Source organism: Sphingorhabdus sp. Alg231-15, from assembly GCF_900149705.1.
GTDB lineage: Bacteria > Pseudomonadota > Alphaproteobacteria > Sphingomonadales > Sphingomonadaceae > Parasphingorhabdus.
Map to the genome: position 1 here is coordinate 887,782 of NZ_LT703001.1, position 14,886 is coordinate 902,667.

A 14,886-nucleotide genomic window follows, 5' to 3' on the forward strand; every position below is an offset into this window, starting at 1 on the left:
TCCGGGGGACGAACGCCCGCAAAAACCCCGCAGCATAAGCAAGGGTGGCCGCAAATAACAGCAACGACCGCCAAAACCTCCCCGAGCGGCCTGAACACCCTCCTCAACATCTCATTCAGTTTCCAGATGAAACTCGCCATAACCTCACCGCACCCACAAAAAAAGCCCTGCCAGTTTCCCGGCAGGGCTCCTTTCCACGTGACGATCTCTTTAGAACCTGATGCCAGCTCCAATGCCATAGCGGCGTGGGTCCAGCGTAAAGATATTCGTGAACAATCCCGAAGACGCATCAGTCAGATAGAGACCTGTCGTCGAGTTGCTGTCGAAGATATTCTGGACAAAGGCCCGGACATACCAGCGGTCATCCCCACCATTTAGCTGGATCTGCGCATTGGCTTGGGTGAAGCCTTCGATCTTGTTGACATTACCGTTAAAGACGCTGCCCGTCTGATCACCGGTATAAGCAATATCGACGCGCGGAACGAGGGTCCAGCCACTGTCAAAGTTATGCGTGTACTGGACGCCGGCCGATACCTTCACATTCGGAGCCTGTGGCAGATCATTGCCGCGCAGGTTAACCTGAACACCAGGGCTCAGCACCTGAATGCCGGCAGCATCAAAACCAGCACCGATCGCGGCAGCCTGAGCTTCCAACACACCGCAAATGCCGAACGCACCAGTAGATGCGATCCCGCCATCTGTCGGGAAAGGCGTGGTTGGTTGTAGCCCAAGTCCGCCGTTAATGGCATTGACGAAGGCATTGGTACCAGCGCTATTGCCTGCCGTTCCAGGCACGACCGCACAATTTGCGCCATTGGTGATATCCTTGATGATCACGGCATCTGCTCGGCCACCGCCTGGATCACGTGGGTTTGAAAACAGCTGATCGCCCTTCACTTCGGTGTTCAGATAGCTGAAGCCCATATTGATCACCCAGTCAGGGTCGGGCCGCACGATCGCTTCAATCTCGACACCGTAAATATCGGCATCAATTGTGTCATTGACCGATGTCCTTGCGATAATCCGGCTCAGCTGCAAGTCCTTGTATTTATAGTAGAACGCAGTCGCATTCAGCTGGAGCATACCACCTGCGATGGTGTTTTTCGAACCGATTTCAAAAGCATCAATCTGCTCAGGATCGAATGATTCTGGCACCGCGAAAATCGGCTGCAGCGGCGGATTGATACCGCCGGACTTATAGCCCCGAGAATAGGATGCATAGATCAGGTTATCCGGCGAGAATTGCCAATCGACAACGAAACGGCCAGTAATCTCATCGAAGGACACGTTGCGTGACTGAACGAGCTGATTGCCCGGTGTCCCCGGGTCCGCATCAAAGGCCCCGACGAAAGGCGAATCAAAGACATCTCCGGTCTGGTTAAAAGGCACCAGGAAGCTGGCTAGTGTCGAGCGTGCCGTGACCGATTTCTTGTCATTATTATAACGCAAACCACCAGTAATTTTCAGTGTGTCGGACAGATCAAAATAGGCCTCACCAAAAATACCGTAAGATTTTAGTCTGAAGTCCTGGGTGTTGTTGCGGAAGAACGGTGTACCAAGATATCCGGCTCCGCCACCAAGAACACCAGAGATATAGTCAATCGCAAATGTGTTCACATAATAGCTGTTTTGCCCGAGATCATTCTCCGCATAAATCCCGCCAAGAAGGAAATTAAATGGGCCATCAAGATCGGAACTGACAATGCCCTCAACCGACCATGACGTATTGTCCTGATCAGACCGGTCGAGCGAAATCGGCGTATCGGCACATATACGGTTGCCGCCGAAACTGCCTAGACCGGTTGGGTCAGTATCCGAAGTACATAGCTGTGTACCAGAGGTCACCGCATCAAGAACTGGCTGAAATGCACCCAGTGGTCCGGCGCCGCCGGCAGACAGTGCATTAAAAGTCGCTAGGGCAGCATCAATGTCCGTCCGGGTCAGGACCGAAGTGTTATAGTCTTGCCGGGAGTCGACCTCAGTTTCCTGATAGGTGCCGGTTAATGCAACATTGATCGGGCCAAAATCATGCTCGAAATGGGCCTGCAACTGCAGCTCGTCAGTAAAATATTCCGGCGTGAAATCCGTCCGGACTTGGCGAACGTCATTAGGTTCAACAAATCCAGCATGGCCATCGGGACCGTAAAGACTGTTCAGCCCCAGTGCGCCAGGCAAACCGTTAATGGCGAAAAATTCAGCAGAACCGAGCGTCCCGGTGAAGGTTGCATTGGTATTGACCTTGTCAAAGTCGCGGCGCGAGTTGAGACAACCAAGCACACCGGTCGGGTCACGTTGACACAGCTGCTTTTGAATACGGGCTCGGTCATCATCCTCGCGGAAATAATATGCCATCAGGTCGATAGAGGTATCAGGCGTTGGCTCCCATTTTATTGATGCGCGCACAGCGTACATGTCACGCCCGTCGATCCGACTGTTGTCGAACAGGTTTTCAGTATAGCCGTCCCGGTTCAGGTAAAAGCCAGCAACCCGAACGCCAAGCGTGTCCCCAAGCGGTACATTGATCATGCCCTTCAGCTTGATTGACTGGAAATTGCCATATTCGCCATCAACCGACGCGCCGAATTCGCTGAGGTCAGGCTTAGCGGTCACAACATTGACCACACCCGAAGTAGCGTTGCGTCCAAATAGCGTGCCTTGCGGACCGCGCAGCACTTCAACCCGTTCAAGATCGAAATATTCGGTTTCGAACAATCGCGTGTTGAACAGCGGCGAATCATTCAAGTGAATCGCCGTGGCGGAGTCACAGGACACACCGACGCAAAGGTCGCCAATACCACGGATGGTAAAGCTCGACGCGGTAAAGTTACTTTTGGTGAACGAGACATTGGGCAGCGTTAGTTGTAGATCCGATGCATTCTCGATCTGCTGTGCCTCGAGCGCTTTTGAGTCAAATGCCGAAACAGCAATCGGTACTTCTTGTAGGCTTTGCGCCTGACGCTGTGCGGTCACGATAATGACATTGTCATCAAAGTCATCATTCGCCTGATCTGCTTGCGCCCATGCTGGTGTAGCCACAGCAGATATAGCTGTGGCGGCTAATAGTAACGATTTACGCATCATTCTCTCCCAATCCCGAACCATCATTCTGGAGAGTGAAGCTTTTGCTCATCCCCCCAGATGTCCTAATCTTCAACTAATCGATCGATTAAGTCCAGACTGAAATGATAAAATTGCACCAGCACGTTACATTTTTGCACCTATATTTCTGAAATTGGCGGAAATTAAACATAAAAAAAGCCCCGCCAGTTTCCTGGCAGGGCTCTTTTTTGGATTCTGGCTTCGCTTAGAATTTAAAGCGAACAACACCGCCGTAAGTGCGCGGTGGGCTTGGGTAACCTGAGACGGTACCAGACTGTGCCACACCATCGAATACCGTCGCAATATACCGGTCATCGAGCAAGTTACGCGCATACACGCCAACTTCAAGACCATTGTCGAGAGCAAGCGTCATCGAAGCATTCACAAGATTTACTTCGCGGCGGAAGATCTCGGTGTTGCCCACATTCGTATTAAACTCTGGCAAACCGTTGTTGATATCCGTGTTGCTCTCGTGATTGAAGTCCACGCGCGTGATCAGACGATTGCCCGAAGCTCCGAATTCGTGGGTATATGTCGCCGAAGTTGCGATTGCCCACGCTGGAATACCACCTGGGCGTGCACCGGTAAGATCACCAAGCACACTGCCTGGGAAATCATCGAACAACGGATCAAGGTGGGTCATCGCGAATGTAAACACCAGACCGTCGGTTGGCTGAACGTTAACATCCAGCTCAAAACCCTGCACCGACTGCTCACCAGCGTTACGCAGCGCAAAACCGGTTCCGGTGAAAGCAAAGCTCTGGAAGCCCTCAATTGTCTGATCGAACAGAGCAAGGTTGACTCCAATTCCTGGCCATTGCGCCTTGATGCCGACTTCATAGACTTCGGCTTCTTCTGGCCCGGCAAAGCGTGAACCCGTGACCAGATTTGGTACTGCCAAGCCCGCATCCAGGATTGGCGACGATGGAGCCGCGAAGGTTGATCCACCCGGCCCCGCCGTGAAGTCTGCATTCGACGGACGGCTATCGCGCGACAGGTTGATCGAGCTCGCTTTAAAACCGGTCGCATAGCTGGCGTAGACGTTCACTTCCGGTGAAATTTCATAAGAAGCGCGCAGCAAGTATGTGAACTTGTCGTCGTTTGTCCGACCATCTTCAACCGCGTTTGGAATGGTCACAAATGGCGGCTGGAACTGGAATGCCGCAAGACCGATCAACGGGTTTACGGTTGGATCGGTTGCCGCAGCAAGCAGAGCGGCCTGGTTCGCAGCCGGCAATGCCTGGAACTGGTCACGATTAGTGACGGCGCCAGCAGTCGCACCAACGATAAAGGCATCAACCAGGTTAACTTGACCAAGCGGGTCGAAAGACTGCTGCGCAAGCGCGAAGTCCTTTGAATCGTCGGTGTAGTTAAATCCGCCGGTAAACACGAGGCCATCAAGTGGTTCGAAATCGACTGTACCGAAGATCGACCAAGAGGTGTTGTCCATGCTGAACTGCTCAGAAGTCAGCAGAGGCGTGTTGAAGATGCTCTCTTGTGGCAAGCCGAGACCAGCTTCTACACCGTTGAACACGGATGGCAGGCCGGCCAGCACGTCGGCAGGGTTGCCGCCAGCGAGAATTTCGAACACGTCGCGGATATCGCTGCCGTTCTGAATAGCGCTGTCCTGTGAAATGGACTCATCAAAATAGAAACCACCAAGCAGGAAGTTGATCGGACCATCGAAATCCGAAGTAATTCGGATTTCCTGTGTGAAGGTTTCGACATCCTGATCACGCGTTTCCGTCGCGAGGGAAGCACTGGTGTAATCAATATCTGACAGGAAGAAGTTCTTCAGTTCACGATAAGAGGTGATCGATGTAACCGAGATCGGGCCGGTATCCCAATCGACTTGTATCGAACCGCCATAATTGTCGACTTCGTTGGTCGGCACAAAGTTGAGGAACACTTCATCACTAAAGAAATCAGTGTTTAGCTGTCCGCCCACTAGATTGAGTGCGCCGGTAACAGGCCCGGAAACAACCGTGCTCACCTGACAGCAGACCTCATCGATACGCGAGTAATCTGCAATCGCACGGATACGTAAATCTGGCGTTGGCTCAATCAGCAACTGTCCACGTGCGGACCAGCGGTTGCGATCATTCTGCTCTTCATCAAGATTAATGATGGTGGAGTAACCGTCGCGGCGGTTATAGCTGCCGTCGACAGAGAATGCGATGTTTTCGGTGATAGGGCCGGTTACATCAGCCTTAAGGACGACCGAATTGAAATTACCGTAGCTGGCCTCAACCGCACCGCCGAATTCAAATTGTGGCTCACGCGTAATAACCGAAATAACGCCTGCGGATGCGTTCTTACCAAACAGCGTCGATTGCGGGCCGTTCAGAACCTCGATGCGCTGGACGTTGGGAAGATCTGACAAAGCAGCAGCCGAACGTGAGCGGAAAACACCATCGATAAAGACACCAACTGACGGCTCGATGCCAAAGTTGTTATCGCCATTACCGAAACCGCGAATGATGAAGGTTGAAGCCGAAGAGGTCTGGAGCTGGCTGACGCGCAGTGAAGGCGTAACTGTCTGCAGGTCGAGCACATCTCGGATTTGCGCAGCTTCGAGCGTTTCTCCGGTTGTTACCGAGACCGAAATCGGGGTCTCTTGCAGCGACTGCGCGCGTTTGGTCGCTGTCACGATGATGACATTATCGTCAACGAATTCTTCGTCTTGCACGTCCTGCGCATAAGCAGGCACAGCAGACATCAGGCCACCTAGAGCGGTAGCGGTCAAAAATTTGGTTATCTTCATTATCTACTCCCGAAAACTTTTAGTGCGGAGATCTAGTAAACTAGAACGACCCTCCAACTAAGCCCGCATTGAGAGAATTCATGGCATTAGTCCACCGCTTCTCATGCTTTACAGACCAGTAAGTATTATTATTGCACGAAAGGGCCCAAAAACGTTGCAACCAAGCAACAGATGGCACGTGAATGTAAGGAATGGTGCCCCTGGCCCGACTCGAACGGGCACTCCTTGCGGAACTCGATTTTGAGTCGAGCGCGTCTACCAATTCCACCACAGGGGCTGATTTGCGTTGCCGCAGACTGGCACTTGCGAAATCGACGCTCTGTTAGCGGAGTAAAATTTTGCTGGCAACCCTCTGCGTGCCATTTCCTGCTAGAGTAGATTTCCGCCCATCATTGTCTGGACGATCCACAAAGGAAAGGCAGTGATCGCCATAAAGCTACCAAGCGGTAGAGCGCTATCTGTCGTAACCGTTTGGCCGCGGACGCGCATGGTCAACGCAGACAGCAATCCGACCAGCGCTGCCCCCAAAATCACCAATGGAAGCGCTGACCACCCCAGCCAGCAGCCAATAGCCCCCAGCATTTTCGGATCACCGCCCCCCAAACCTTCGCGGCCGCGAAGCAACCGATAGCTCCAACCAATGATAAAAAGCGCTGCAAAGCCGGCAGCACCGCCAATCAACCGGTCAATAATATCGGGGGTATCAATGAAAAATGATGCGGCCAAGCCGCTTATTGCCAATGTCAAAGTAAGCCGGTCCGGCAACCAGTGATGCTGTGCATCCAACGCTGCCAATGCGATCAAAAGCCAGCCAAAAATCGCGCCCACCAATCCTGCACTTCCAGGGTCGACCAGAAAAGCCAGACCACCAATCAAAGCAGCACCGAGCTCTATCATCAAATGATCGGGGTTTATTGTGGCGCCGCATCTGGCGCATTTTCCAGAACGCAGCAAATAGCTGATCACTGGGATCAGATCTATCGCCCGGAGCTGCTGATCGCAGCTGTCGCAGCGCGAACGCCCTGACATCACTGATTGACCCTTCGGCCATCGAACAACAATAGTTGCCAGAAAACTACCGATTATGAGCCCGAAAATGGCACCAACAAGAGGATAGACATGATCTGGCAATATCAGCTCCGGAAAAACACAAGAAAGCCGATTGGCATGGTGTGCATAGATGTTCAATGCTGCGATTGAAAAAGCAGCCGGCCACCACTATGTGGAGAACCAAGATTCAATATGCCAATGCGGCCCAGATATCCTTTGAAAGGTAAGCCTAATGTCTCAAACCGATCCCGTCGTCATTCTGTCCTATGCCCGTACGCCGATGGGCGGCATGCAAGGCGCCTTGGGTGATGTGAGCGCACCGGACCTCGGTGCCGTGGCGGTTCGCGCTGCAGTTGAGCGTGCAGGTATTGACGGCGCTGACGTTGAACGCATTTATATGGGCAATGTCCTGTCCGCCGGACAAGGTCAGGCCCCTGCCCGCCAGGCCGCGATATTGGGCGGTCTGCCGGAATCGGTTGAAGCCACGACTGTAAACAAGATGTGTGGATCAGGCATGCAAACCGCGATCATGGGCGCAGAAGCGCTGGCTGCCGGCTCGGTTGATATCATCGTCACTGGCGGGATGGAGAGCATGACCAACGCGCCCTATCTGTTGCCAAAAATGCGTGGCGGTGCGCGACTGGGGCATGCACAGGCCATGGACCACATGTTTCTCGATGGTCTGGAGGATGCCTATGATAAAGGCCGGGCCATGGGCAGCTTTGCTGAAGAAACCGCTGGCGAGTATCAGTTGACCCGCGAAGCGCAGGATGAATATGCGATCGAATCCCTCGCCCGGGCCAAAGCTGCGGTCGAAGGTGATGCATTTAATGACGAGGTTGTCGCGGTTGAAGTCAAAACACGCAAGGGCAGCGTCACTGTGGACAAAGACGAGCAACCTCTGAAAGGCAATCCGGACAAAATTCCACAATTGCGCCCTGCATTTGCCAAGGATGGCACCATCACGGCAGCCAATGCTTCCTCTATCTCCGATGGCTCAGCAGCAATGGTCCTGACCCGCGCCAGCGTCGCCGATGCCAAGGGCCTGAAGCCGGTTGCACATATTGTAGCCCATGCCGCCCATGCCCATGCGCCTGCCAAGTTCACCACTGCGCCGGTTTCGGCAATCCAGAAAGTTCTCGAGAAAGCGAACTGGAGCGTTGACGAAGTTGATCTCTGGGAAGTCAATGAAGCGTTCGCCTGTGTTGCCATGTTTGCGATGCAGGATATTGGCATATCGCGAGACAAGCTGAACATTAATGGCGGCGCCACTGCTTTAGGCCATCCTATCGGGGCCAGTGGTGCACGGATCATGGTCACCCTGATCGCTGCCTTGAAGAAGCAGGGACTCAAGAAAGGCGTTGCAGCGCTATGCATCGGCGGCGGTGAAGCAACAGCGGTCGCTGTCGAGCTTGCTGACTAGATCAAGCCATTAAAATCAAAAAAAAGGGGTCGGAGAAGCAATGCTCTCCGACCCCTTTTTGTATTTCCAATGCAGCTTAAGCGAAACTAACCGCTTGCCGGGACTTCTTGCGACGCAAGGCGCCGCCAACAGCGCCAAAGCCAAAGATCATGAAGGCCCATGTGGCTGGCTCTGGCACAGCTGCCAGATTAACATTGATATCCCAGTGCCGCGGCCGTTCGCCACCTTCGCCTTCAACCAGCAGCCAAGATGACGCTCCGAAGGCTCCGTTTTTGGCATTTGCCCCTACGCCATATTGAAACGCATGATTGCCAGCAAAAGGATCAGATTGCAGCATATAGGAATAGCCATCAATCGCGATGGATCCGGTCGCGGTGGTGAAAAAATCCACGTCCTGCGTGTCGGTCAGCGGATCATAAGCCAAGCCACCTTCCTTTTTATAGGTGAAGGCAGATCCTTGGGTTGTTTCGAGAAAACCGCCAAAGCTCAGGTTGATGTCAGCAACATTGTTCGATCCGTTAATTGCGGTGCCGGTCAGGGTTGCGGTACCCGCCGTCGTATCGACAGTGAAGATTGTGCCCGTTTGAAATGCATAGAAACGGTCTGAGCCGGTATTCGTATTGTTTGTCCAAAGGCCGTGCTTATTGTTGCCGCTGGTGTAGTTGCTTGCGTTGAAAACCAGTATTTCGGCAGATGCAGTGGTTGCCATCATCCCCGATGCAGCCAATGCCAAAGCAGACATCGTCAAATTCTTGATATTCTTCATTCTAATTGCCCCAATATTCATGCGGACCCGGCCCCGAAGCAGCGAATGCTGCGACTATCAACAACATTCCAGGAATGTTAAAGATTGGATCCAGACTTCATCAGGCTTTCGCCTGTTCGTATCGCAAACTCACTCCTGCGACCGATCCGAGGGGATATTAGAACATTGTTAACCTTCCAGGCAAATGCCTATCGGCTGAAATCTGCAAAATTTACCAATATTGACATTAACATCACCGAAAAGCGCTACACCGTCTGGCGTCCATGACCCCGCATGTGTCATTTTGACACAGCCGCTATTAACTATGCACCCTGATATCCAACGGTGCAGATCGCTATTTCAGCGGATCATCACCCCAAATCAGTTTCCGATCAATATATCCGCGTCTTCCGGTGACATCGAGCAAACACCAACTATCTTCACATTGTGTGATCTTGCCAACCACTCCAGGCTCCACGCGCCAGATAATTCTGGCATCACTTTGTGGATTGGATCGCAGCGGTTGCGCTAATCCCTTTTCCCCAAGCACCATCGCGGTCTGCGTTGCACTTAACAGCCGGGCATGCATCCAGCCCTGCGCGCCATCAGGATCTTCAACCTTGCGCCATGCCTTGTAACGCGCCAAAATCTTAATCGGCAAACGCTCCCGTTTATAAATCCACATTGTCGGATATTCGGTACTCGGTCCGGTCCGCATCCGCGCCTCTGGTTCATCGATCGAAGCCCAATAAGGCGGGTCCTGCTGTGCCATAGCGGGAGCAGTACCGGTCAAAATGAACACCACAAAAGCAAAAGACGCGATTATTTCGGATATATTTTTATACATATTTCAAAACTTATTCATTCCCTCGACAACACAAAGCCATAAACTGAAAGCCAAGAGCGCATCAAGCGCCACCTGCTTGACCTGATGTAAAATTCAGGCATAGCAATCCCCCATGGCTGAAACACCCCGACCTGAAGAAGATCGCCCGGCGAAACCGCGCGTCATCGTAACACGAGAGCTGGCGGATGCCATTCATGATCGGATGGGTGAACTGTTTGATGTCGTACCAAATTTAACCGATCGCGCCTTTTCTCGCGATGATTTGATAGCGGCCATGGCTGACTGCGATGTCCTCGTTCCCACCGTCACCGACCATATTGATGCAGAGATGATCGCCGGTGCGCCAGACCGATTGAAGCTCATTGCAAGCTTTGGAGCAGGCGTTGATCATATCGATCTTGCTGCTGCGCGCGCACGCAAAATTTTGGTGACCAACACACCTGGCGTCTTCACTGAAGACACGGCCGATATGACCATGGCACTGATCCTCTCGGTTCCACGCCGCTTGGCGGAAGGCGAGAAATTGATGCGCTCTGGTCAGTGGGAAGGATGGAAACCCTCTGGCATGCTTGGCCACTGTATTGGCGGAAAGAAACTGGGCATAATCGGCATGGGCCGCATCGGTCAGGCCGTCGCGCGCCGCGCCTCGGGATTCGGCCTTTCGATTGTTTATCATAACCGGCGGCAATTGCCTCCCGCAGTCGAAGAATCGTTCAACGCCAGCTATATTGAAAATCTGGATGAGCTGATCCAGACCTGCGATATCATCACTATCCATTGTCCGCATACGCCGGAAACCCATGAGCTGATTAACGCCGAGCGGATCGAGATGATGAAGCCGTCTACCTATTTGATCAACACAGCACGCGGTGAACTGATCGATGAGAATGCCATGATCGAAGCATTGCAGCAGGAGAAGATCGGTGGAGCCGGCTTGGATGTCTATACCCATGAACCGGCAGTAGACGAACGCCTGCTCAAGCTTAAAAATGTTGTGCTTCTGCCGCATATGGGCAGCGCCACCTTTGAAGGACGCGAAGCATCAGGTGAGCGGGTCATCGCCAACATACGCGTATGGGCCGACGGACACCGCCCCCCGGATCAAGTGCTGGAAGGCTGGGCCTGAGAATAGCCACTAAAGCTCAACTCAGCGTATAAGCGACGGGTTGCCGGTTGTGTCTCAAGCGGCTCTCGACTAGAAACCCGCCAAAATATGATTCGTCCAGACGTTCATGCGTAATATAATTATATCCTCGGGGGATTTGATGAAATATCTGAGTAAGTTTCTTGCCACTATCAGTGTTGCGATATTGGCATCGGTACCCGCCACCGCGCAGGATGTAGTTGATCAAACCACGGATGTTGCCAATAGCGGTGACACCGCCTGGATATTAACATCAACCGCCTTGGTGCTGCTGATGACCCTTCCCGGCCTTGCCCTGTTTTACGGCGGCCTGGTCCGTTCCAAGAACTTCCTTTCGGTGCTGGTGCAATGCATGGCCGTTGCCGCGATCGCCTCAGTCCTGTGGGTTGTGGTTGGTTACACATTGGCGTTCGGAACTGTTACCAACGGTATATTAGGTAATGGAATCAACTGGATGTTCCAGAATCTTGGGAATGTTCGTGAAGATACGACCATTCCCGAATCCGCTTTTGCGATGTTCCAAATGACCTTTGCTGTGATCACCCCCGCTCTCATGGTGGGCGCATGGGTAGACCGCGCCCGCTTCGGTTGGGTCGTAGCTTTCTGTTCGCTTTGGTTGCTCGTCGTATATGCGCCCGTAACCCACTGGGTATGGGGCGGTGGATGGCTTGCCAGCATGGGTGTTCTCGATTTTGCTGGCGGCATTGTCGTTCACACCACAGCCGGTGTATCCGCACTTGTCGTGGCCATGATGATGGGCAAGCGTATCGGCTGGCCCAAGACGCTTATGTTGCCTCATAGCCCTGCCCTGACCGTTGCGGGTGCAGGCCTGCTCTGGGTCGGCTGGTTCGGCTTTAACGGTGGCTCAGCCCTAACTGCAACCGATGACGCTTCATCTGCAATCATCAACACCCATATTGCCGCCTCCATGGCCGCATTGGTTTGGATTTTGATCGAGCGGATTAAGGTTGGGAAGTCAACCGCGGTGGGCGTTGCAACTGGCGCTATTGCAGGTTTGGCAACGATCACGCCTGCGGCCGGATTTGTTGGCCCTGGCGCATCTATCATTATCGGCGGTGTTGCCGGTCTCGTCTGTTTCTTTGCCGTCGGACTGGTCAAAAATGGCTTCAAGATTGATGACAGCCTCGATGTTTTTGCGGTGCACGGTGTCGGAGGAATGCTTGGTTCGTTGCTGCTCGCGCTGTTCATCAGCGAAGGCTTCGAAGGCACCGGCTATCCCGAAGGCATGGCCTTTGGTAGCCAGTTTGTCGCGCAGCTCATCGGTGTCGGCGCTGTAGCCATCTGGTCCGCGGTTGCGACGGCAATTCTGGGCTATGGTATCAGCTTCATCCTGCCGATGCGGGTCAATGAAGATGATGAACGTGATGGCCTGGACATTGCCAGCCATGGCGAACGGGCATGGGATCTAGACTAGCGGCCTGAAACCAACGTCTAAAAGTTGAAAAACTCCGGCCGGAGCACTGATCCGGCACGGGCAAAGAGCAGATCAATTTGCACCAGATGATTGCGTGGTCGGCTGAAACCGGACACTTCGGTCGGATAGAGCCCGCGTTCGGCCATGAATGAAACGACTTCCGGCAACAGAGGTGCGCCTTCATTATATTGCAGCATCGCGGTTTCGAGCTGCACTAAACCAGCGCGCTCCAGCACCTTGTCGGCACCCTGCAACACTTGAAGTTCTGCTCCTTGAACGTCTATTTTCAGGAAGATATCATCAGCGGGTTCGAGATGCTCGTCAACCACGTCGTCCAGCGTCCGCGTTTGCAGCTTCAGCTCCTTGCGCGGCGCATCGCTCGCCTCGGGCATGAAGGATGATCCGGTTCCCATTTCGTAAAAGGTAACCTCCTGCCCTGCTTTTGCACCGAGAACCGCTGTTTCGCATTTAACATGCGGCAATTCTTGCGTCAGCGCATCAAGGCCAGCACGCAGCGATGGTTGCGCTTCCACCATCAGCATCGGCATGGGACCGAAAATCTGTCCTGCCAGCCGTGTCCAATCGCCTTTGAAGGCACCCACATCAATAATTGCACCTGGCTTGAAACCATTTTCGACCAGGCGGTGATAGACAATTTCTTCAGAAGCCCGTGCAACCATGTCGGCCACATGCCTTTGAAGAGTTGGCGAACCCGTCCGAAACAGACGGCCGATAATGCGTTGAGCTATGGAAGGCGATGACATGTTCGGGCTATTGCGAGAAATGCTACAGCTGTCAAACAAACTGAAATCCTGTAACCATCTTCGTTAGGAAACCAGCGACGGCGGCGTCAGCTGGCGAGAAAGGCCCGCCATCCGACAAAAGCCAGGAACGGCAATCCCGCAAGATCTGCCACGGCAATCGAGCGCAAGGAAACGGGCTGTCCATATAGAGCAAATATCAGAAGAAAGCTGATCATGGAGAGCGCAACAATCGTAACCGCGAGCTTGCGTGTACTCGGATCAAAAGCTGACCAAAGGCAAGCGATGAGGACGACCCCAAACAAAGCGGCACGGTGCTGCAGAAGCGCAAAATTCACATCATCAGAGGCTACGTTATAGAGACGAGTGATCAGCGACGGCACAAAAAATGCTGCAAAAGGCGGCAGGTGAATAAGTCCCAGAATAATCCAGCAAATTCGCTCCCCCATCATATATCCCCTTCGTCAAAGGCTCTTGTGCAGAAATTGGTTGAATGCACTCGCTTCGTAATTGCCAAAAGCTTCACCATTTTCAAAACCGCGCTTGCGGTAAAGGCGAAGTGCTGGCTCGAATTCATCACCTGACCCTGTTTCCAGGCTTATCCGTTTATATCCTCGCCGCCGCGCCTCCTCAATTATGTGGTTGAGAATTGACAGGCCAACACCTTTGCGCAGATGCGCCGAATCGGTGCGCATGGATTTGATTTCACCGGCCGTATCAGACAGTTGTTTCAGCGCCCCAACTCCCATCAGATGACCGCTGTCCCAAGCAGTCCAGACAGAGACATCGGGTGTCTTCAGTCCGGAGAGGTCCAACGCATAAACACTTCCGGGCGGAGAATTGCTCTGCATGCCGGAAAGATGAGCGGCCAGTAGCGCCTGAACCGGTTTACCGGTGAGATCATCTAATCGAATATCCATCGGCCTTGCTCTTTCCTACAGCCCTCCCAAGATGCTATATGTCGACTTGGCTCTTTGACAATTTAAATCTTTTCTATCTGTTTGTTACACCATGTTCGCGAACACGAGCCGCTTTGCGCCACGAGAAGCGAAAAGCGCGTGTGATTTGTGTGAACTTTGGAAAGCCGAGTAACGGAAGACGTCTTCTTATGATCGACAAAAAGACAGTATGATATGTGTGAACTTTGAACGCTCAGCTCTTGTCATTTTGATAGCATGATCAGCAAAGATCATATGTGAACCATGTGAACTTTGAAAGCGGATCGGGTTGATCCGTCTTAGGAAGCCAGTGTCAGAGTCCGTAATATCTCGGTATCGAGAGCGTCGGCAAAGCGGCAACCGGCCTGCTTTGTTTTTTGCCAGACCAATGTCGCTTTCATAGGCGCCTGTTGATTGACGGTGACGGTGACTTTTTCGCCTTCCTGAAACACAGCGTCTGCTTCAAACCGGCACCCGTAGATCGAAATATCCAGCAATGTGGCGACTATGGATTTATCGCCTCGGCGTTTTAAAGATGCGCTGGACACGGTCACTTCATGACGCGGAACCGCCCGCCGGTTCAATGCTGCTGGCTCCACTTTGCGGTATCTTGTCGACTTCAACGCCACGCCTACCTCCTGCCTAATATCAACCCACCTGTATCGACAAGTAAATGGAAA

12 protein-coding genes and 1 tRNA gene are annotated in these 14,886 nt (G+C 52.9%); 3 read left to right on the top strand and 10 right to left on the bottom strand.

Annotated features, from left to right (window positions below; translation table 11 throughout):
• Window positions 1-210: 210 nt before the first annotated feature.
• From DG177_RS04290 to DG177_RS04305, 4 genes are all read right to left on the bottom strand, one after another.
• On the bottom strand, window positions 211-3,081 hold the full coding sequence (locus tag DG177_RS04290; RefSeq protein WP_108810368.1) for a TonB-dependent receptor domain-containing protein: 2,871 nt from the start codon (window positions 3,079-3,081) through the stop codon (window positions 211-213).
• A 223-nt stretch (window positions 3,082-3,304) separates the two neighbouring features.
• The gene (locus DG177_RS04295; protein ID WP_108810369.1) at window positions 3,305-5,863 is read right to left on the bottom strand and encodes a TonB-dependent receptor domain-containing protein; all 2,559 of its coding nucleotides are present in this window, start codon (window positions 5,861-5,863) and stop codon (window positions 3,305-3,307) included.
• 192 nt (window positions 5,864-6,055) lie between these two features.
• A tRNA-Leu gene (locus DG177_RS04300) sits at window positions 6,056-6,140 on the bottom strand.
• A gap of 92 nt (window positions 6,141-6,232) precedes the next feature.
• Window positions 6,233-6,994 (bottom strand): prepilin peptidase, encoded by a 762-nt coding sequence (locus DG177_RS04305; protein ID WP_108812763.1) that lies wholly within the window; start codon window positions 6,992-6,994, stop codon window positions 6,233-6,235.
• A 151-nt stretch (window positions 6,995-7,145) separates the two neighbouring features.
• On the opposite strand from DG177_RS04305, the gene DG177_RS04310 reads away from it, so the two are divergent.
• Entirely contained in the window at window positions 7,146-8,336 is a 1,191-nt protein-coding gene (locus DG177_RS04310; protein WP_108810370.1) for an acetyl-CoA C-acyltransferase, read from the top strand.
• Window positions 8,337-8,412: 76 nt separating this feature from the next.
• Here DG177_RS04310 and DG177_RS04315 read toward each other — a convergent pair whose 3' ends face one another.
• Together DG177_RS04315 and DG177_RS04320 are read right to left on the bottom strand one after the other, a co-directional pair.
• Window positions 8,413-9,102: a PEPxxWA-CTERM sorting domain-containing protein gene (locus tag DG177_RS04315; RefSeq protein ID WP_337658495.1), complete on the bottom strand. Its 690-nt coding sequence runs from the start codon at window positions 9,100-9,102 to the stop codon at window positions 8,413-8,415.
• A gap of 334 nt (window positions 9,103-9,436) precedes the next feature.
• Window positions 9,437-9,928, bottom strand: coding sequence for an SH3 domain-containing protein (locus DG177_RS04320; RefSeq protein WP_108810372.1), 492 nt, complete (start codon window positions 9,926-9,928; stop codon window positions 9,437-9,439).
• Window positions 9,929-10,040: 112 nt separating this feature from the next.
• Here DG177_RS04320 and DG177_RS04325 point away from each other — a divergent pair, with 112 nt between their 5' ends.
• Both DG177_RS04325 and DG177_RS04330 read left to right on the top strand, forming a co-directional pair.
• Entirely contained in the window at window positions 10,041-11,054 is a 1,014-nt protein-coding gene (locus DG177_RS04325; RefSeq protein ID WP_108810373.1) for an NAD(P)-dependent oxidoreductase, read from the top strand.
• A gap of 139 nt (window positions 11,055-11,193) precedes the next feature.
• The gene (locus DG177_RS04330; protein ID WP_108810374.1) at window positions 11,194-12,507 is read left to right on the top strand and encodes an ammonium transporter; all 1,314 of its coding nucleotides are present in this window, start codon (window positions 11,194-11,196) and stop codon (window positions 12,505-12,507) included.
• 17 nt (window positions 12,508-12,524) lie between these two features.
• Here DG177_RS04330 and DG177_RS04335 read toward each other — a convergent pair whose 3' ends face one another.
• From DG177_RS04335 to DG177_RS04350, 4 genes are all read right to left on the bottom strand, one after another.
• Complete coding sequence (locus DG177_RS04335; protein WP_337659019.1) at window positions 12,525-13,187, bottom strand: FkbM family methyltransferase; 663 nt, start codon at window positions 13,185-13,187, stop codon at window positions 12,525-12,527.
• A 170-nt stretch (window positions 13,188-13,357) separates the two neighbouring features.
• Window positions 13,358-13,720 carry a hypothetical protein gene (locus DG177_RS04340; RefSeq protein WP_337658496.1) on the bottom strand — a complete coding sequence of 121 codons (363 nt, stop codon included), beginning with the start codon at window positions 13,718-13,720 and terminating at the stop codon, window positions 13,358-13,360.
• Window positions 13,721-13,732: 12 nt separating this feature from the next.
• Window positions 13,733-14,188: a GNAT family N-acetyltransferase gene (locus DG177_RS04345; RefSeq protein WP_108810377.1), complete on the bottom strand. Its 456-nt coding sequence runs from the start codon at window positions 14,186-14,188 to the stop codon at window positions 13,733-13,735.
• Between the two features lie 317 nt (window positions 14,189-14,505).
• Window positions 14,506-14,835: a PilZ domain-containing protein gene (locus tag DG177_RS04350; RefSeq protein ID WP_337658497.1), complete on the bottom strand. Its 330-nt coding sequence runs from the start codon at window positions 14,833-14,835 to the stop codon at window positions 14,506-14,508.
• Window positions 14,836-14,886: the final 51 nt, after the last annotated feature.

Bases quoted from the DNA above. Each gene is read 5' to 3' on its own strand.
- DG177_RS04290 (WP_108810368.1), bottom strand. From the start codon at position 3,081: ATGATGCGTAAATCGTTACTATTAGCCGCCACAGCTATATCTGCTGTG.
- DG177_RS04295 (WP_108810369.1), bottom strand. From the start codon at position 5,863: ATGAAGATAACCAAATTTTTGACCGCTACCGCTCTAGGTGGCCTGATG.
- DG177_RS04310 (WP_108810370.1), top strand. From the start codon at position 7,146: ATGTCTCAAACCGATCCCGTCGTCATTCTGTCCTATGCCCGTACGCCG.
- DG177_RS04315 (WP_337658495.1), bottom strand. From the start codon at position 9,102: ATGAAGAATATCAAGAATTTGACGATGTCTGCTTTGGCATTGGCTGCA.
- DG177_RS04320 (WP_108810372.1), bottom strand. From the start codon at position 9,928: ATGTATAAAAATATATCCGAAATAATCGCGTCTTTTGCTTTTGTGGTG.
- DG177_RS04325 (WP_108810373.1), top strand. From the start codon at position 10,041: ATGGCTGAAACACCCCGACCTGAAGAAGATCGCCCGGCGAAACCGCGC.
- DG177_RS04330 (WP_108810374.1), top strand. From the start codon at position 11,194: ATGAAATATCTGAGTAAGTTTCTTGCCACTATCAGTGTTGCGATATTG.
- DG177_RS04335 (WP_337659019.1), bottom strand. From the start codon at position 13,187: ATGGTTGCACGGGCTTCTGAAGAAATTGTCTATCACCGCCTGGTCGAA.
- DG177_RS04340 (WP_337658496.1), bottom strand. From the start codon at position 13,720: ATGATGGGGGAGCGAATTTGCTGGATTATTCTGGGACTTATTCACCTG.
- DG177_RS04345 (WP_108810377.1), bottom strand. From the start codon at position 14,188: ATGGATATTCGATTAGATGATCTCACCGGTAAACCGGTTCAGGCGCTA.